At 61.3% G+C, this 18,011-nt stretch carries 11 protein-coding genes and 6 pseudogenes; 14 read left to right on the top strand and 3 right to left on the bottom strand.

Going from position 1 to position 18,011, the window contains the following annotated elements; genetic code table 11:
* Positions 1-20 precede the first annotated feature (20 nt).
* The 14 genes and pseudogenes from istA (SI859A1_RS12495) to SI859A1_RS12435 form a co-directional block, all read left to right on the top strand.
* Positions 21-1,371, top strand: a pseudogene (gene istA, locus SI859A1_RS12495) (IS21 family transposase); the annotation flags it as partial.
* Positions 1,358-1,651: pseudogene (locus tag SI859A1_RS12490) on the top strand (transposase domain-containing protein); the annotation flags it as partial. The pseudogenes istA (SI859A1_RS12495) and SI859A1_RS12490, both read left to right, overlap by 14 nt.
* 614 nt (positions 1,652-2,265) lie before the next feature.
* A pseudogene (gene istA, locus SI859A1_RS12485) lies at positions 2,266-3,033 on the top strand (IS21 family transposase); the annotation flags it as partial.
* Between the two features lie 732 nt (positions 3,034-3,765).
* Positions 3,766-3,894: pseudogene (locus tag SI859A1_RS22455) on the top strand (integrase core domain-containing protein); the annotation flags it as partial.
* Between the two features lie 121 nt (positions 3,895-4,015).
* A complete protein-coding gene (locus SI859A1_RS12480) occupies positions 4,016-5,134 on the top strand; it encodes a glycosyltransferase family 4 protein (RefSeq protein ID WP_009210112.1) in 1,119 nt (372 codons plus the stop codon).
* Between the two features lie 101 nt (positions 5,135-5,235).
* Positions 5,236-5,834, top strand: a pseudogene (locus SI859A1_RS12475) (transposase domain-containing protein); the annotation flags it as partial.
* A gap of 417 nt (positions 5,835-6,251) precedes the next feature.
* Positions 6,252-7,226: a GDP-mannose 4,6-dehydratase gene (locus tag SI859A1_RS12470; RefSeq protein WP_009210110.1), complete on the top strand. Its 975-nt coding sequence runs from the start codon at positions 6,252-6,254 to the stop codon at positions 7,224-7,226.
* 65 nt (positions 7,227-7,291) lie between these two features.
* Positions 7,292-8,233, top strand: a complete 942-nt coding sequence (locus SI859A1_RS12465) for a GDP-mannose 4,6-dehydratase (RefSeq protein WP_040325762.1) — start codon at positions 7,292-7,294, stop codon at positions 8,231-8,233.
* Positions 8,234-8,344: 111 nt separating this feature from the next.
* Positions 8,345-8,914 carry an ABC transporter permease gene (locus SI859A1_RS12460; RefSeq protein WP_009210108.1) on the top strand — a complete coding sequence of 190 codons (570 nt, stop codon included), beginning with the start codon at positions 8,345-8,347 and terminating at the stop codon, positions 8,912-8,914.
* A 30-nt stretch (positions 8,915-8,944) separates the two neighbouring features.
* Positions 8,945-10,165, top strand: a complete 1,221-nt coding sequence (locus tag SI859A1_RS12455) for an IS256 family transposase (protein ID WP_009210107.1) — start codon at positions 8,945-8,947, stop codon at positions 10,163-10,165.
* A 67-nt stretch (positions 10,166-10,232) separates the two neighbouring features.
* Positions 10,233-10,460 carry an ABC transporter permease gene (locus SI859A1_RS12450; protein WP_050767531.1) on the top strand — a complete coding sequence of 76 codons (228 nt, stop codon included), beginning with the start codon at positions 10,233-10,235 and terminating at the stop codon, positions 10,458-10,460.
* On the top strand, positions 10,457-11,731 hold the full coding sequence (locus tag SI859A1_RS22310) for an ABC transporter ATP-binding protein (protein WP_009210106.1): 1,275 nt from the start codon (positions 10,457-10,459) through the stop codon (positions 11,729-11,731). The genes SI859A1_RS12450 and SI859A1_RS22310 overlap by 4 nt, the downstream gene beginning before the upstream one ends.
* Positions 11,732-11,747: 16 nt before the next feature.
* Entirely contained in the window at positions 11,748-13,838 is a 2,091-nt protein-coding gene (locus tag SI859A1_RS21005; protein ID WP_161600130.1) for a methyltransferase domain-containing protein, read from the top strand.
* A 1-nt stretch (position 13,839) separates the two neighbouring features.
* The gene (locus SI859A1_RS12435) at positions 13,840-16,728 is read left to right on the top strand and encodes a glycosyltransferase family 4 protein (protein WP_009210104.1); all 2,889 of its coding nucleotides are present in this window, start codon (positions 13,840-13,842) and stop codon (positions 16,726-16,728) included.
* Between the two features lie 314 nt (positions 16,729-17,042).
* Here SI859A1_RS12435 and SI859A1_RS12430 read toward each other — a convergent pair.
* The 3 genes and pseudogenes from SI859A1_RS12430 to tnpA form a co-directional block, all read right to left on the bottom strand.
* Positions 17,043-17,444 (bottom strand): annotated as a pseudogene (locus SI859A1_RS12430) (DDE-type integrase/transposase/recombinase); the annotation flags it as partial.
* The gene (gene tnpB, locus SI859A1_RS21000) at positions 17,407-17,547 is read right to left on the bottom strand and encodes an IS66 family insertion sequence element accessory protein TnpB (protein ID WP_369405918.1); all 141 of its coding nucleotides are present in this window, start codon (positions 17,545-17,547) and stop codon (positions 17,407-17,409) included. The pseudogene SI859A1_RS12430 and the gene tnpB, both read right to left, overlap by 38 nt.
* 50 nt (positions 17,548-17,597) lie before the next feature.
* A complete protein-coding gene (tnpA, locus tag SI859A1_RS12425; RefSeq protein ID WP_040325760.1) occupies positions 17,598-17,993 on the bottom strand; it encodes an IS66-like element accessory protein TnpA in 396 nt (131 codons plus the stop codon).
* Positions 17,994-18,011: the final 18 nt, after the last annotated feature.

Below are 18,011 nucleotides of genomic sequence, written 5' to 3'. Positions count from 1 at the left end.
TTCACGTCAAGAGGACCGCCATGCCCGGCCGACAGATCACCGACCACCAAATGAGGCTTCTCATGACATTGCGCCAAACCGACAATACGCCAATTGCCGCCGCGAAGGCCGGCTTCAGCACCGCCAGCGGCTACCGGATCGAGGCCGATCCCCGACCTCCCTCCACGAAGCGGGCTTCGCGATCGCGGCGACGGCCCGATCCGCTCGAACATGTCTTCGAAGCCGAGATCGTGCGGATGCTGTCCGCGGCGCCGCATCTGCGGTCGATCGCCGTCTACGAGGAGATGCTGCGGCGCCATCCGGATCTGGGCGCAGGCATCCGCCGCACGGTTGAACGGCGGGTCCGCCAATGGCGGGCGGTCCGCGGTCCGGAGCAGGAGGTGATCTTCCGTCAGATCCATGAACCGGGCCGGCTCGGCCTGTCGGACTTCACCGACATGGCCGATCTGGGCGTGACGGTCGCCGGCGAGCCGCTCGACCACCGGCTCTATCACTTCCGGCTGGCCTAGTCCGGCTTCGAGCATGCCCACGTTATCCTCGGCGGCGAGACTATGTGGCCTTGGCCAAGGGACTGCAAGATGCCCTGTGGTCGTTGGGCGGGGCACCGTTCGAGCACCGCAGCGACAGCCTCTCGGCCGCCTTCCGCAATCTCGATCGCAACGCCCGGGACGATCTGACCTGCCGCTACAACACGCTCTGTGCCTATTACCGGATGGAGCCGCCGCGTAACAACCCGGGCATCGCCCATGAGGACGGGGTGATCGAAAGCGTGCACGGGCATCTCAAGCGGGCTGTGGAAGATGCTCTTCTGCTGCGCGCCTCGCGCGACTTCGCCGATCTGGTTCAGTACCGCCGCTTCATCGACGAGATCGTCAGCCGCCACAACACCAGCCGTGCAAAGCTAATCGATGCAGAGCGGGCGAAACTGAACAAGCTTCCCGACCGGCGTACCGAGAAGTACGAAGCGACCGTGGTGCGGGTCACCAGCTCGAGCGGATTCACCTTGCGCAAGGTGTTTTACTCAGTGCCATCCCGGCTCGTCGGCCAACGTTTGCGGGTCCGTCTCTACGACGCCGTCTCGGCCTCTTCCTCGGCGCGACGCCGCGGATGACGCTGCCCCGCGGGCGGTCGGGCGCGAACGGCAAGCACGGTCACGTCGTCGACTACCGGCACGTGATCCATTCCCTGCGCAAGAAGCCCATGGCGCTTTTGGGCTTGGTCTACCGCGACCAGCTCTTTCCGCGAGACGCCTATCGGCGAACCTTCGAGGTCCTGCTCGAGGCGCTTGTCGAGCGTCAGGCTTACCGCCTCATGGTCGAGATCCTGGCCTTGGCCCATGAACGCGCCTGCGAAGCCCCGCTTCGCCACCGACGGCCGGATTTGATTGACGCATAACACGGCAGAGCGAACCCTCCGCGGCTTGGCGCTCGGACGCAAGTCGTGGCTCTTCGCCGGTTCCGATCGCGGAGCCTACCGCTGCGCCTTCATGCTGACGCTGATCGCAACAGCGAAGCTGAACGACATCGTTCCGCAGGCCTGGCTCGCCGACGTGCTTACCCGCATCGCCGACACACCGCAGTCCCAGCTCGGCGAACTCCTACCGTGGAACTGGTCGGCCAAAATTCAACGGAACGAGCGGGCAGCCGCGTAGCCGACGCATCCCAAGGCGTCACGGCGTATGCTTCATCCCCCGGAACGCCCCGTTACCTCCGCATACGCCGTATGCCGAAAAAGCCATACGGCGTATGCCGGCCCCGCGCCGAGTTGGCAACGCTTCGTTCCTGCCCTGCGCACGTCGAAAAAGGTTGGCGAAAACTCAAAATGGGTTGGCGCCAACTCGCGCTACGAAAACAAGAAAGACGAAAGACCAAAAGCGCAACACCACCGCGGTCGTCGCCGCGGGGGTACCCATGAACCTGGCGCATGCCTCGACCGCTGGGCCGCCTCCAGTCTTCCATCTCGGCAGGAGTGGCATGCTCACCGCTTGGCGAACGGTAAGGCGTTCGACGGCGGATCGGCCATTGATGCGCGCTCGATGTAGAACAGGGCATCAATCCGTTTGACGACCTCCAGCGCCAGGGTGAGATCGACGCGACGTTCTTACTCGCCGAGCGCGCACGCACCTTTTGACGAGGCAGCGTCGACCGGCTGAGATTGTGTAGGGAAGTGAGAATATAGGGCGAGAAGCGGCGGCAAGAGGGGCATGCGCGCCGGAGTAAGGTCCGGCCGGTGGTTACGCTGATTTCCTTTGGGGAACGGCCGGGAATGTTCGCTGTGGAAGTTTACGCCGCCGTTCGGCATTTCGTGCTTATCCAGCGCAACAGCCAGCGAGATGCGGCCCGGGTGTTTGGGCTGAGCCGCGAGACGGTTTCGAAGATGTGCCGGTTCTCGCTACCGCCGAGCTACACGGGGGTGAAGCCGGTTGGCAAGCCGAAGCTGGGAGCGTTGCTGCCGGTGATCGATTCGATCCTGGAGGCGGCGCGGCGACGGTCAAGCAGCGGCACACGGCCAAGCGGATCTTCGAGCGTCTGCGCGACGAACACGGCTATGGCGGCGGCCTGACGGTGGTAAAGGACTATGTCCGGATTGCCCGGGGCGCCTGCGCGAGACCTTCGTTCCGCTGGCGCATTCACCGGATCATGCCCAGGTGGACTTCGGCGAGGCGATCGGCGTCATCGGCGGGGTCCGGCAGAAGATCCACTTCTTCTGCATGGACGTGCCGCAGTCGGACGCGCCGTTCGTGAAGGCCTATCCGCGGGAGACGACGGAAGCCTTCCTGGACGGGCACGTGTCGGCGTTCGACTTCTTCGGCAAGGTGCCGCTGTCGATCTTGTACGACAACACCACGATCGCCGTGGCCAGGATCTGCGGCGACGGCCGCCGTGAGCGCACCCGGGCCTTCACGGAACTCCAGAGCCACTACCTTTTTGCCGATCGTTTCGGCCGCCCTGGAAAGGGGAATGACCAAGGGAAGTCGAGGGGATGGTGAAGTATGCCCGGTCGAACTTCATGACGCCAATCCCGCAGGCGGCGAGGAGTTGTCAACGCACACGTCGTGACGGGTGGCAAGGCCTCGCATCCGCTTGATGCTATTGTAGAAGCGCTCGACCAGATTGTGTTGGCGGTAGATCCTCCGACTGAAGGTGAAGGTGTCATTGCGGATCGACCGTGGCAGAATGTTCGTCCAAGGTTCGACCGGTAACGTAGGATCGGATGTCGTCGGTATGGTAGATTGTGCCGGAGATCACAGTGGCAGCGGGCGCGACTGTCCCGAACAACCTGGTCGCCATCTGCGCTTTGCCCGCCCGTCCGGCGGTCAGTTCTAGGCGCACCTAGTGGCCTTCGGCCTCAATCAAGTCATTGAGCATGTCAGGCCGCGACGGATGGTCCCATGTACGGATCGGCAGATCGCTTCTTTCGTCCGCCGCCATACCGCCGGCTATGAATGTACGAGCTGTCGATCATTGCAATATCGCCGTCGTAAGCTTGCGAAATTGCGGCCAGATGTTGGTCCCAGACGTCGGCGGCACGCCAGCGTGTAGTGCTACAGTGTTTGGCCGCGACTTCGGACATACCGATCCCTGGTCGGCAAGTGGCCTTTAAACTGACCGATCTGATCAGGTGTCGAAGCAAGCCGGAGATGATCGTTTCCGACCAAGGGACGGAGTTCACTTTGAACGCAATCCTCGCCGAGTCGGTGGAAAATTACGTCGAGTGGCGATACAAGCGCCCGGGTAAGCCGATCCAGAATGCTATGTCGAGAGCTTCAGAGGTCGATCGCACGACGAGTTTCTGCATGGGGCTTGTTTTTCGCCAGGTTACGCCCGCGGCGCCATCGCCGCGTGGAGGCAGGAATTCAACACCGAGATACCGCACTCATCGCTTCAAAATTAGACCCTGCGGCTTTCGCCGGAACCCTAACTGCAATCGGATCAGACGCTTCACCTAATGGGGAGGTGCGTTTCCGTCGATTGCTCAACCTGCGCCCTACGGCGCAGCAAGAAACGGTGACGATTTGAAGATTGGGGTGGACGCTAGAAATCTCGTGCCACAACCATCTGGCATTGCTCGAGTAGTGCTGGAGGCGAGTCGGCATCTCTCAATGTTAGGTTGCGACGTAAAACTCTATCTGCCTTCTCCTCCCCACAAGAGCATACAGATTCCCGGCGGACTAAATCTCGATGTCGGACACTTTTACGGTTCTTTGGCCCGTGGGTTCTGGGGGCAAACTGTCCTGCCGGCGACCGCCGCGCGTGACAAGCTGGACGTCTTTTGGGGGCCAGCTCACCGCCTTCCGGCGCAACTGCCACGTACGTTGCCGCGTGTGGTAACCATCCATGATCTGGTCTGGATCCACTCCGCGGCCACGATGCGCCGGCGGACATGGCTCGGCGAGCGCATCTTTATGGACTCTGCTGTGCACGCAGCAGACATCGTGGTGGCCGATTCCAATGCAACGGCGCGTGATATCGAAAAGCGCTATGTGGGGCTTCGTGGACCCGTTGTTACCGCGTACCCCGGAGCGACTGCGATTGATGTCGACGCCGGGTCCACGATCCGGGAGCGCCACTCGCTCAGTCGGCCCTACGCGCTCTTTGTCGGTACTCTCGAGCCACGCAAAAATCTGCCGCAGCTGCTGCGTGCGTACGCGCTTCAGCCACCGGCGGTTCGCGCTACCTGCATGTTGGCGATTATAGGCGGATCCGGCTGGCGGAGTTCAGGCCTGCCGACCATTATCACGGAACTAGGCCTCAGCGAGGATGTCAAGCTTATCGGATACGTTTCAGAGGGCGACCTCGGCTTTCTCTACGCCAATGCTCGATTTCTGGTCATGCCGTCGCTCTACGAAGGTTTTGGTTTGCCCATCGTGGAAAGCAATGCTCTCGGCGTTCCTGCACTTGTATCTGACCGATCTTGTCTGCCAGAGATCGGGGGGGCGGCGGCGCTTTGCGTTGATGCACGAAACGAAATTGCGCTCGCTGAAGGCTTCCGTACCCTCGCGGTGGACGACGCGTTGCATGATCGGCTTGCAAGCCGCGCGCGCGCCAATGCTGATAGATTTCAATGGCATAAATTTGCAGAAACAATGGTTGAGGTATTTGAGCGTGCGATCACGATGCGTAATCAAATGTGATTTCTAGGGGGTATCCGATCGCCGACAATATCGGGCTGAGGGAGGGGCACAAAGCCTGTTGCCCCCGGCGTGGGGAGGTAACTCACTCCTAGCATGAACTTGTGGCTGACAAGCTTCCCTACGATCCCGGTAGGCTGAAGGCGATTCTGATCGCCGAGCGCCTCGTTCAGTTCATCAACCAATTGCAGCGTCATCGCTTCGGCCGACGCGCCGAGACGCTGCCCGAGGACCAGCTCCTGCTAGGCCTCAAGGAGGTCGAGCAGGGCGTCGCGGCTGACGAAGCAGCCGAAGAGTCCGCGGCCTCGTCAGGGCGGACGGATCGCGCCGCCAAACGCCGAGCAAACCGGGGCCCGCTGCCTGCCCATCTGCCGCGGATCGAGACCGTCGTTGACATCGAGGACAAGGCCTGCGCACGCTGCCGGCATATCCTGCATGTCATTGCCGAGGACGTCGCCGGACGCCTCGACATCGTTCCTTCCGAGTTCCGCGTGCCGTCACCCGTCGCCCACGTTACGGCTGCCGATCCTGCGAAGGGATCGTGGTCCAGGCGCCCGCACCGGCGCGGTTGATTGAGGTTGGCATTCCCACCGAGGCGACGGTCGCCCAGGTGCTCGTGTCCAAATATGCCGACCATCTGCCGCTCTATCGCCAGGCGCAGATTTACGCCCGCCAAGGTGTCCATCTCGACCGCGGGACCCTGGGCAAACATACCGCCACGTGCGACCAGCAGGACACCTTCGCCTTCAGGCGTTGGGTCTACCGTCAGGGCAACCTCGCTTAACGTTTCCTCAATCGTATCAAGCAGATGCAACGGCTCGCGACCCGTTATGACCGAAGGGCCGACGACTGCATGGCCGCGCTCAAGCTCGCTGCCATCCGCATCAATGCGCGATGAGTCCACGTCCTACCTAGGTCTAGTGAAAAGTGCTGCCCGGCGGCGCAGGATGCGGGCGGGCCCAGCCGCTCGAGTGAGGTCCATCGAAGTACACCGCGCGCCGTTATTGGTCACTTCCCGAAACGCCAAACGAACTTGCCTCTCAGTGCGTGGATGGTTAAAGCGGAAATCCGCTGGGAGACTATTGCGGCACAGCCACGACGGATTGAAGAGCATTATTCGATGACAAAGCGCGCGCTTATCACGGGCATCACTGGCCAGGACGGGGCCTACCTGTCGCAGTTGCTGCTTGAAAAGGGCTATGAGGTCTACGGCCTGGTGCGGCGCTCGAGCACGGCCGACGTCAACGACGTGCGCTTGAAATGGCTCGGCGTCGACAAGGATGTGCGGATCCTCGATGGCAACCTGCTCGACATCTCCGGCATCATCCGGGTGATGCGCGATGTCGTTCCGGACGAAGTCTACAATCTCGGCGCCCAGTCCTTCGTCAAGTCTTCTTGGCAGCAGCCAATCCTGACCGGTCAGGTAACTGGGCTCGGCGTCACCAACATGCTCGAGGCCATGCGGCTGGAGCGGCCGGAAGCGCGCTTCTATCAGGCTTCCTCATCGGAAATGTACGGCCTCATCCAGGAGCCAATGCAGATCGAGACGACGCCGTTCTACCCCCGTTCACCTTATGCCGTGGCGAAGCTCTACGGCCATTGGCTGACCGTCAACTACCGCGAGAGTTACGGGATGCACGCGTCCAGCGGCATCCTGTTCAACCACGAGTCGCCGCTGCGCGGGATCGAATTCGTGACCCGCAAGGTCACCGACGCGGTTGCGCGCATCAAGCTCGGTATGGCCAGCGAGTTGCGCCTCGGCAACATCGACGCCAAGCGCGACTGGGGCCATTCAAAGGACTATGTCCGGGCCATGTGGCTGATGCTGCAGCAGGACGTGGCGGACGACTACGTCATCGCGACCGGCCGTACGACGACGGTCCGCGACATGTGCCGCATCGCCTTCGAGCATGCCGGGCTTTCGATCGATGATCATCTCATCATAGACCCTGCCTTGTTCCGTCCGGCCGAGGTCGACGTGCTGCTCGGCAACCCGGCTAAGGCCAAGGCCGCCTTCGGCTGGGAAGCGGAGATCTCGCTCGAGGACATGATCATCGAGATGGTCGAGGCCGATCTCAAGCGTCTGACGCGCTGAGGCAGGTGCCGGTTGAAGGTTGATCGATCAACCGCGCGAATTCCACGGGGGCGAGCGATTTCGTGATGGATCGTCAGCATCGAATCCTTGTCACGGGCGCCGGCGGCTTCGTCGGCACGCTGCTCGTCCGCCATCTCGCGGCGCGTGACAGTAACGGCGCATCCGTAGCGGTTTTTGGCGCTCGCGAAGGCGAGGCAGTCGACATCTGCGACCGGGAAGCCGTCGAGTGGGCCGTGAAGGTGGCGCGGCCCACAGCCGTCGTGCATTTGGCTGCGATGGCGGCACCGGCTGAAGCCAATCGTTCGCCCCGCCGGGCCTGGGACGTCAATCTGACTGGCGCGATGAACGTCGCGGAGGCTGTGCTGCGGCATGCACCGGAGGCCCGCTTCGTCAATGCAGGCAGTTCCGAAGCCTATGGCGATGCGTTCCTGTCGACAGATGCGCCCCTGACGGAATCAGCGCCATTGCAGCCGACCAGCGTCTACGGCGCCACGAAGGCGGCGGCTGACCTAATGGTCGGGCAGATGGCCCATGACGGCCTGAAATCTGTGCGCTTTCGCCCATTCAACCATACCGCGCCAAGGCAGGCGGATACCTATGTCGTCTCGGCATTCGCGCGGCAGATCGCCGACATCATGGCCGGCAAGCAGGCGCCCGTGGTCGCGGTCGGTAGTCTCGAGGCGGAACGGGATTTCCTCGATGCGCGGGACGTCGTGCGGGCCTATGCCATTGCCGCACTAGATCCGTCGGTGCCGGTTGGTCCGTCCAGCGTCTACAATCTGGCCTCAGGGCGGGCCTGGCGAATCGGCGACATACTGGACCATCTGGTCGAGCTCTCGGGGAGGGATATCGAGGTTCGTGTTGACCCGGCGCGTTTGCGCCCAAACCTTGTCCCGCGAGCCGTCGGCAATCCGGAGGCCGCATCGCGGGCGCTCGGCTGGCGTCCTGAGATTGCGTTCGAGGACACGCTTCGCGATGTTTTGAGATTCTGGCGCAGGCAAGGCTGATCCTGCCATGCGCAGACCACTATCCGATCTCAAGAGACCCTGGCGCGAGCGTCGGGGGGGCGATCGCGAAATGCTTTCCGATTCTCCACGTGCCTCATGTAAGGACGCCGCATGCTCATCAGTCTCTGGCGTTACCGCTATTTCATCGCATCCTCGATCCGAGGTGACCTGAAGGGTCGCTTCGCGCGATCCAAGCTCGGCGCATTGTGGTTCGTGCTGCATCCGCTGGCACAGGCGCTGATCTTCGCGATCGTCCTCTCCGAAGTCCTCGGGGCTCGCCTCCCCGACACCGACAACGACTCGGCCTACGCGATCTACTTGCTGTCCGGCATGGCAGCGTGGAGCCTCTTCGCCGAGATTCTGAACCGCTCGATCACGATCTTCCTTGAGCAGGCCGGAGCGATGAAGAAGATCGCGTTTCCACGGTTATGCCTGCCGGTCGTTGTATGGGGAAGCGCGCTGGTCAATCACGTGCTGCTGGTTGCTGCCATCCTGGTGGTCTTCGCCTTTCTCGGCCATTTCCCGGGTCCGGCGGTGCTCGTTCTGCCGCTCGGGATCATGCTGATCTCGGCCTTCGCCTTCGGCATCGGCGTCCTGTGCGGCACCCTCAACGTCTTTTCCCGTGACGTCGCCCAGGTGATGTCCGTCGTCCTCCGGGACTGTCAGGAATTCCGTGTGTGAGCGGGCATAATGGGACCGAAGGAGAGACCCATGGCCCGCCGCAAAGAACCCAGCATTCCTGACGCGCTTCTCGACCAGCTTCTGTCTGGCGCCGATCCGAAGACTGCCTTCGACCCGGGCGGTTTGCTCGACGGCCTGAAGAAGGCATTCGCCGAGCGTGCCCTGAACGCCGAGATGGATCACCATCTGGCCGGCGAGAACGGCGCCGGAAACGGCCGTAATGGCTACGGCCGCAAGACCGTGACGACGGACAGCGGCAAGTTCAATCTTGCCGTGCCGCGGGATCGGCAGGGCAGCTTCGACCCGCAGCTCATTGCCAAATATCAGCGGCGGTTCCCGGGCTTCGACGAGAAGATCATCTCGATGTATGCCCGGGGAATGAGCAATCGGGAGATTGTTGGGCACCTTCACGATCTCTACGGCGTCGATGTTTCTGCGGACCTGATTTCGGTGGTCACGGACGCCGTTCTGGAAGAGGTCGCCGCCTGGCAGGCCAGGCCACTGGAGGCGGTCTATCCGATCGTGTTCTTCGATGCTCTGCGTGTGAAGATCCGCGACGAAGGCTTCGTCAGAAACAAGGCGGTCCACATCGCCCTTGGCGTGCGCGCCGACGGCACCAAGGAGATCCTCGGCCTCTGGCTCGAGCAGAACGAGGGCGCCAAGTTCTGGCTGCGGGTCATGAACGAGATGAAGCACCGCGGCGTTGAGGACGTCCTGCTTGCCATCGTCGACGGGCTGAAGAGCTTTCCTGAGGCCATCGTCGCCGTCTTCCCTGAAGCCACCGTCCAGACCTGTATTGTCCATCTCCTGCGCCACAGCCTCGACTTCACGTCCTACAAGGACCGCAAGGCCGTCGCGGCCGCGCTAAAGGACATTTACCGAGCGGCCGACGCGGTGGCAGCCGAGAAGGCCCTGACGGCCTTTGAGGAAGGCGAATGGGGCCACCGATACGCAGCCATTGGGCAGAGCTGGCGCCGGGCCTGGGCCGAGGTCGTTCCGTTCTATGGCTTCCCCGAGGAGGTCCGCAGAATGGTCTATACGACCAACGCTATTGAGGCTTTGAACTCAAAACTGCGCAGGGCTGTCCGGGCTCGAGGCCACTTCCCGACCGACGACGCTGCGATGAAGCTTCTCTTCCTGGTCTTGAATCAATCGGAGAAGGAGTGGAAAATGCCGCCTCGTGAGTGGGCAATGGCCAAAGCGCAGTTCGCCATCCTCTACGGTGAGCGCTTCACACAGGCCATGGCCTGAAATTGTTCAACCGCCCGCCCACACACGGAATTCCTGACAGTCCCTCGTCCTCCAGCTGTGGTTCTGGATGACCCCAATTGTCTACCCCGCCAACGTCATCCCAGAAAAGCTGCGTTGGGCGGCCGAGCTCAATCCGATGGTGCCGCTCGTGCAGATCTATCAGAACGCCTTGCTGCACGATCTATGGCCGAATCCAGCCAGCCTGGTCTATCCTTCGGCGGCCGCTGCGGTTGCAGTGATCCTGTCCTTCGTTGTGTTCCGTCGCGCCAGCCCCGAACTAGTGGACGCACTATGAGCGATACTCTCCTCGACGTCGTGCATGTCGGCAAGCGCTACACGACCTACGCCTCCAATCTGCAGCGTTTCGCCAACTGGTTCGGCGCCGGGATTAAGCCATCTGGGGAGTTCTGGGCCGTCAGCGACATCAGCTTCCAGGTGCGGCGGGGTGAGTCTGTCGCACTGATCGGCCAGAACGGCGCCGGAAAGTCGTCCCTGCTCAAACTGATCACCGGCACGGTGCGGCCCAGCACAGGTTCCGTGGCCGTCGCCGGATCGATCAGTGCGATCCTCGAACTCGGCCTCGGCTTCAATCCGGAGTTTACCGGCCGCGAGAATGCGTTCCACGCCGGTGGTCTAATGGGCATCTCCCAGCCTGAACTGGCAACGCTCATGCCGGAGATCGAGAGCTTTGCCGAAATCGGGGAATTCTTCGACCAGCCGTTCCGGGTCTATTCCAGCGGCATGCAGGCGCGCCTCGCCTTTGCCCTCGCCACGGCCCGGCGGCCCGATCTCCTGATCGTCGACGAGGTGCTATCGGTGGGCGACGCAAGGTTTCAGGCAAAATGTTTCGACCGTCTCGAAGAGTTCCGGGGACTAGGAACATCATTGCTCTTGGTAACTCACTCGACCTCAGACGTTCTCCGTCATTGCGATCGGGCGGTGTTCTTACGAATGGGACGAGCGGCTTTCGATGGTGAGCCAAGGCACGCCTGCAACCTATACCTCGACGAACTTTTTGGAGGCGACCAACCCGACTTGCCAGAAACGTCTGCGCGGCTGTCAGAACTGAGCAATAACGAGGATCAGTTCCATATTCATCCCAACTATCGGAAGGAAGAGTACCGGTGGGGAGAAGGCGGCGCCAGGATAATTGACTATGGTATGATTTGCGAAGGTAAATCATACCCGCATTCAGTCCGTGCAAACACCGAGGTGTCATTCAGATTCTCAGTGGTTTTTGAGAACGATTATGATTCAGTAGTGGCTGGGTTCATCGTAAAAACGCACGATGGGGCTTATGTCTATGGTACAAATACAATGATAGACGAAAACCCAATGTATCTCTCAGTTAAAGCGGGAGAGGTTTATGAATTTTCATGCATGCTGCCGATGCGGGTGGCGGCAGGTCATTACTTGGCCTCATTCGGTATCTCCGAAGGCAAGGATCAGGACCTTAAGCCCTTAGATAGGCGGTATGATTCAGTTATTTTTTCGGTCGAACGTCAAGATGGGGTGACGGGTTTGGTCGATCTCGGTGGAAAATTCTCTGTGATAGAAAAATCGTGATATGAGATCATCTCTGATGAGCGACCATTCAAATCATCTACAGCGTCTAGTGGATAGCCTACCAGAAGTATATCAGCCAATATTTGGCCATCCAGAGATGTCGATCGTTGTATCGCGGAGCAGCGTGGAGCGGGCGGATCGTGTCTGCCAGGCAGTTTCGGCTTACTCCAAAATGCTCGGTCGCTCAGTTCGAATATTGGATCTGGGATGTGCGCAAGGGTTTTTTACGTTTACCCTGGCCAGTCACGGGCATTATGTCCACGGGGTGGACTACCTTAAAGAAAATATTGACGTTTGTGAATGCTTAAAAGTAGAGAGTGGTTTAAGTAACGTTTCATTTGAATTCGCAGATATTGCAGATACAATTGAATCCACAAATATTTCAGATTATGATGTTGTTTTGGGGTTAAGTGTATTCCATCATTTGTTCTTTTCATTTGGAAAAGAAAGAACGCATGATCTGCTTAGGAGGCTATCGAGCAAAGTTGAGGGTGCGATTTTCGAAATCGCTACTAGGGAGGAGGGGCCTTATTGGTCGTCTTCACAACCTGAGGAGTATCATGAATTTCTGAAAGCATACGCTTTTAATCATGTGATGGGCGTGTACGACACGCATTTGTCCGACGTCCAGCGCCCTTTATGCTGGGCAAGTAATAGTATCTGGCTGTTTGAGAACATCGCGGGGAGGTTCGATCAGTGGTCTGCCTCGTCTAATCCTCATGCTCCGGGGGTGCACCAGGGCTCGCGCCGGTTCTTCTTTGGGCAAGAATTGTTTGTCAAAGTATATGATCTCTTAAATCGCGATACCCGGGAAGCGAATTTGGTAGAATGGCGGCGGGAAATCGCATTCTTAAGAGAGTTTGGCGATGGAGTGGTCAGTCCTAAAATAGTCACCTTTGGCGCCTCAGCAGCTCAGGCTTGGCTGGTGAGACGCCTGATTGACGGTGTGCCGCTCGAGGAGAGAATTCGGCATATTGATGCGCCGGGGCGCCAAAAAGTAATCTTACAGGTTTTAGATGCACTGGTTTGGCTAGAGGAAAATGATCGTTATCATACCGACATTCGTATATGGAATTGTCTCATTAATGACGAGGGCGTCGTAAAAATAATAGACTATGGTGCAATTTCAGAGAAGAAAGAAGATTGTGCATGGCCATACGATCTTTTTCTATCTTTCATAATATTTATGCGTGAGATATTATCGGATGATTCGTTGAATCCGTATCCAATTCGCAGCGCATTATTACAATACGACGACTTGCCTGAGCCGCTTAGGCGCGGCGTCGATAGAATTTTTAGAAAAGATGGCACTTGGAGTTTTCATGAACTAAGGGAGGCTATCCAATGTAGCTCAGCCGAACAATCGAACGATACTAGCGCCGAGCCAGAGCCGGATACAATCAGCATCGTATGGTTTCGCCGGCTAGTGGAAGCGCTTGATGCGGCGCGCTCCGAATATGAGCAGGCGCTACAAGGCACCAGCCCGCATGCGGAACACGTTGGTCGGCATGCTGCTCATTTGGAGTCGAAGCTTCAAGCGGTAGTAGCTGAAGTGGAGCACCTGGCCGCGGACAGGCAGCGGGTGTCGCAAGAAGCGGAGGCTTCTCTTCAGCAGCTTGCGGCTTTCCAGAACGCTGCTTCCGCTTGGGAGCGGGCTAGCCTGGCGCTGACGGCGGAACTCGCAGAGAAGACGATGAGGATTCATGAACTTCAGCATGCGGCTGTCGAGCTGGGGCGCTGGGGGAGCGATGGGGCACTCGCTCCGGGACGAGCATCGTCTCTCGACTGGCTTGTCCGCGGTACCTCCGCCTGGCTGCTGCTTAAGGCGGGCTCGCGACCGAGGCGTGTGGCGGGGCGGCTGGCGCGCGCCAGTGTCGGGTATCTCCGCGACAAACCCCGTGCCAGAGCAGCTGCGATACGGCTGACGGCACTGGTGCCTTCGCTCCAGGCGCTGCTCTTCCGCCTTGCTGCCGAACAGCCAGCCGGCATGCCGGAATTCGACCTTTTGGCGGGGCGCGAGTGGTACCTCGAACCTGAGCCGGCGATGCAGGCAAAATGGGAGGCGCTGCTGGGTGACAGGCCCGCCACGAGAAAGGCGGATTGCTGACATGCGTCTCTGGTTCGACGGGCAGTGCCTTCAGACTGCCAGCAATCGCCGTGGCATCGGCCGCTACACCATCGAGCTGATCAAGGCGATCGCCGAAAATCACCGCGACGTCGAGATGCTGATCTCTTTCAACGCCGCGATGCCGGTCGAGGCGATCTCGGCCCGCGAGGCGGTGCGGCCTTGGTTCCGGCTCGAGAACATCCATGTCTGGCACAGCGCGCGCGACAATGGCGAGGTGCTCGATGGCTTTACCGGGCGGCGACGCCTAAGCGAGGCGGCGCTTGTCCGCCATGTCGAGGCGCTGGCGCCCGATTTTGCCGTTTCGACTAGTCCGTTCGAGGGGATGTTCGATCCGGCGGTCCCGCTGCTAAAACAGCCGGGCAGCGCGACCCCTATTGGGTCGATATTTTACGACGCGATCCCCCGGCGCTTTCCCGATCGCTATTTGTATACCCCAAATCACGCCGCGGCCTACGCCCGGCGTCTCGAAGCGCATCGGTCCTATGATCTGAATCTTTGCATATCCGAGTTCTCGCGCTCGGAACTCCTGGAGCTACTCGGGGACGTTCCGGCAGTGACCATCTCGGCAGGTATCTCTGACATCTTCAGCCAGGCCATTGCGGAGAATGAATCGGTTGCTGACGACGCCCCGAGTGTGCCGTACATACTTTATGTCGGCGGCTTGGACTGGCGGAAGAATGTCGGCCTGCTGCCGGAGGCGTTTGCCCAGCTCGACGCTTCGTTGCGCGACAGTTTCCGTATGGTACTCGCCGGCGACTATCCCGATGCGGCGCTGGATGAGATCAAGCAGCGCTGGCAGGCAAGGGGGCTCACCCTGTCCCAGCTTGTCTGCCATCGTCATGTTTCGGAAGCCGAGCTCGTCCGGCTCTATCGTGGCGCCAGCCTCCTGGTGCAGCCGTCCTTCATGGAAGGCTTCGGCCTGACCGCGCTAGAGGCCATGGTCTGCGGCACGCCTGTCGCCGCGACGCGAGGTGGGGCGCTGCCCGAAGTCATCGGCGACGAGCGTCTCCTGTTCGACCCCTCATCGGCCGATGAACTCGCGACCGTGATGACGCGAATTCTGACCGACGCTCCGTTCAGGGCGGAAAGCATTAAGATGGCATCCCGTCGCGCGCAGCGCTTCACCTGGGCACGGTCGGCGGACACGTCGGTCGCCGCCCTCGGCGAGCATCTCGGGACCTTGCCCGTCGAAACGGAGAAGCCAACACGGCAGCCGCGTGTGGAACGCTTGGGGAAGACAGCAGCAAACATCAATCTCGCGTCCACGATCTTTGCCCTGTCAGAACCAGTGACCGAGCCGGGCCGCCTGATCGTTGACGCCACCTCGACTATGCAGTCCGATCGGAAGACCGGCATACAGCGGGTGGTCAACAAAATCTGCCACCGGATGTTCGCCGATTCGACGGCGTCCGAGCCTCGACGCATTCTCTCCTACTGCGACGGGCCGGACGGCTGGTACGACGCCCGTGGCGTCGTCGACTTTCCGCCCGACAAGACGGTTGCCGAGCGTCTGCGTCCTCGCCCGGGCGACCGGATCCTGATGCTCGACAGCTCCTGGACATTCGAGAAAGGGCAGGCCCCGTTCTTCCTTTCCGCTAGGCTTCGCGGGGCTGAAATCATCACCTGCCTCTACGATCTGGTGCCGCTACGGACGCCGGCTTTCTGCGACAGCGGCATGCCGCCGGCTTTCGCTAGCTGGATCCGGTTGGCCCTCCGCTTTTCCACCGGCTTCGTCTGCATCTCCCGCGCCGTCGCGGACGAGTTCCACGCGCTGTTGCGCGCGATCGAGTATCCGCACCCGATGAAGATCGGCTACTGGCGGCTCGGCGCCGACTTTGCCGACGATGCCACCACCGCGCCGGCCCCGTTTGGCCAAGATGCGGCAAAGGCGCCGGTCTTCCTGATGGTCGGCACGCTCGAGCCGCGCAAGGGATACCGGGTCGCCCTCGACGCATTTGAGCAGCTCTGGGCCGACGGCGTGGATGCCCGCCTGGTCATCGTCGGCAAGCCCGGCTGGGGCGTCGAGCCGCTGCTGCACCGCATCCGCGAAAGCTCGGAACTCGGCGGGCGTCTGGTCTGGCACAAGGGCGTCGACGATGCCGCGCTTGTCCGGCTTTATCGCGAGGCCGATGCTCTTGTCGCGGCGTCCCACGCCGAAGGCTTTGGCCTGCCCATCGTCGAGGCGGCGCATTTCGGCAAGCCGGTGATTGCCAGCGATATCCCGGTCTTCCGCGAAGTGGCTGGCGGCGTTGGCGAGGCCGAGTTCTTCGAGGTCGGCTCCCCCGCGGCGCTGCAGCAGGCGCTCCGGCGGTTTCTTGAGCGGCGCGCCGCGGGCGACGTCTCGGCGGAAGCGCCACGGGCGAATTGGCCCGGCTGGGCCGAGAGCGCCGCCGAGCTGGAGGCGGTCGTCGTCGATGGCGATTGGTATGCGATCTACGAGCCGCCCGAGGGCGCCGCCTTTCGCCCATTTACCGATATCGGCGCGGCCGCGATGTCGCGCGAGATCCGCGAGGGCGATCGCCGGTTCACCGTCAAGGTGGTAGAGGAACCGGCGCCCGGCCAGGGCGGCGACCTTCGGATCATTGTCGCGGTGACGAACCTCTCCGGCCATGTCTGGTCGAGCACGGGTGATGAAACTGGCCGGTTCGGCATCCGGGTGGCTGCACGCCTGCGTGCAAGCGACGGCGCGGCCCTGGCTGACAGCATCTCGCAATCGCTGATCCCGCACGTATTGATTCCCGGCGATACGGCCGTTCTCGCTGTCCATATCTCCTCCAAGGCGCAGGTCGGGCAGGGGATGAGCCTCGACGTCACCGTGCTGCAGGAGGGCTGCGGCTGGTGGGCTGGCGGGGTACGCGTTCCACTTTGAGCACAAACCCTTCAGGCGTCGAGGCGATCGCCGAGATCTGTGATGAGTTCTAGCATTCCGGCTGGCGCCGTGTCAGTGCCGCCCTCTGTCAGCAGGGCCTCGGCGTCAACCACAAGAGATCCTTCGTCTGATGCGAGAGCATGCTCTCCAGCCACATGTGCCGTCGGTTTACAACGACGACGGACAGCGATCACGATCAGGCAATCTTCCCCAACCTCGCCGCCGATGTCGTTCCAGATTGGCCCGACCAACAGCCGTCGAAAAGTCGCTTGCAGACGGGGCGGGCCATACGTCTTGAACGTCCGACCACGGCGGCGGGGCCAGGCGAGGATCGCGTTCGAGGTGAACTCGGTCCCGTGGTCGGAAACAATCATCTCCGGCTTGCCGCGACGCTTGATCAGATCGGTCAGTTCACGTGCCACCCGCCGACCGGAGATCGAAGTGTCGGGGATCGCGGCCAGGCATTCGCGCGTGACGTCATCGACGATGGTGAGCACACGGAAGCGCCGCCCGCAGGCGAACTGGTCATGCACGAAGTCGATGGACCAGCGCGCGTTCGGTCTTGCCGCGACCAGGATCGGCGCCCGCGCCCCCACCGCGCGTCGCCGAGCCCGGCGCTTGCGCACCGTCAGCCCCTCCTCCCGGTCGAGCCGATAGATGCGGTTGATCCCTGACGGCTCACCCTCCCGCCGCAGCAGGACGAACAGGCGTCGATAGGTCCCCGCGCCGCCCACGAAAGACGAAGAGATGCCCGCTCGCAGGATCACGCTTCAGCGTCTCCTGCACCAGAAGCGACAGGCCGGGAAAGCCCTTGCGCATGTCGACATGCCCCGTCGCCAGCCAGACCCGTACCCCGCTCGGGACCGGGATCATCGGCGCCGATCCACAACGGCGATGACCCGCGCCAGAGCCTCGGGATCGACACCGGCGTCGACAACGATCCGCCGACCGCCCATCAGAATGATCTCCATGCGAGAGGATGTCGCCACGCTCTCTTGCCTCGGCGACTCCGGTGCCGGTGCGAGCACCGCGGGGACGAACGTCGGCACGGGATCCGGTCCGGCTGGCTCGTCTCGAAAAGTCCGCCGCCATGTCGCCAGTTGCGATCGCGATATCCCGTATCGACGTGCCGTCGCCGACACCAGCCGCGGGGCCGCCATGCTCTCGACGACGATCTTCAGCTTCTCCTCGTCGCTCCAGCGACGAGGCCGACCCATCTCGACGATCTCAAGCCGCTCAAAGGCTCTGTGCGTATTCCTGTCCATACGCACTGGTCTCAGGCC

Source organism: Aurantimonas manganoxydans SI85-9A1 (assembly GCF_000153465.1).
Lineage (GTDB): Bacteria > Pseudomonadota > Alphaproteobacteria > Rhizobiales > Rhizobiaceae > Aurantimonas > Aurantimonas manganoxydans.
The sequence above is the reverse complement of the archived record's forward strand: the minus strand, read 5'-3'. Positions and strand labels throughout refer to the sequence as shown.

Bases quoted from the DNA above. Each gene is read 5' to 3' on its own strand.
- SI859A1_RS12470 (WP_009210110.1), top strand. From the start codon at position 6,252: ATGACAAAGCGCGCGCTTATCACGGGCATCACTGGCCAGGACGGGGCC.
- SI859A1_RS12465 (WP_040325762.1), top strand. From the start codon at position 7,292: ATGGATCGTCAGCATCGAATCCTTGTCACGGGCGCCGGCGGCTTCGTC.
- SI859A1_RS12450 (WP_050767531.1), top strand. From the start codon at position 10,233: ATGACCCCAATTGTCTACCCCGCCAACGTCATCCCAGAAAAGCTGCGT.
- SI859A1_RS12435 (WP_009210104.1), top strand. From the start codon at position 13,840: ATGCGTCTCTGGTTCGACGGGCAGTGCCTTCAGACTGCCAGCAATCGC.
- tnpB (WP_369405918.1), bottom strand. From the start codon at position 17,547: ATGCGCAAGGGCTTTCCCGGCCTGTCGCTTCTGGTGCAGGAGACGCTG.
- SI859A1_RS21005 (WP_161600130.1), top strand. From the start codon at position 11,748: ATGAGCGACCATTCAAATCATCTACAGCGTCTAGTGGATAGCCTACCA.
- SI859A1_RS12455 (WP_009210107.1), top strand. From the start codon at position 8,945: ATGGCCCGCCGCAAAGAACCCAGCATTCCTGACGCGCTTCTCGACCAG.
- SI859A1_RS12460 (WP_009210108.1), top strand. From the start codon at position 8,345: ATGCTCATCAGTCTCTGGCGTTACCGCTATTTCATCGCATCCTCGATC.
- tnpA (WP_040325760.1), bottom strand. From the start codon at position 17,993: ATGGACAGGAATACGCACAGAGCCTTTGAGCGGCTTGAGATCGTCGAG.
- SI859A1_RS22310 (WP_009210106.1), top strand. From the start codon at position 10,457: ATGAGCGATACTCTCCTCGACGTCGTGCATGTCGGCAAGCGCTACACG.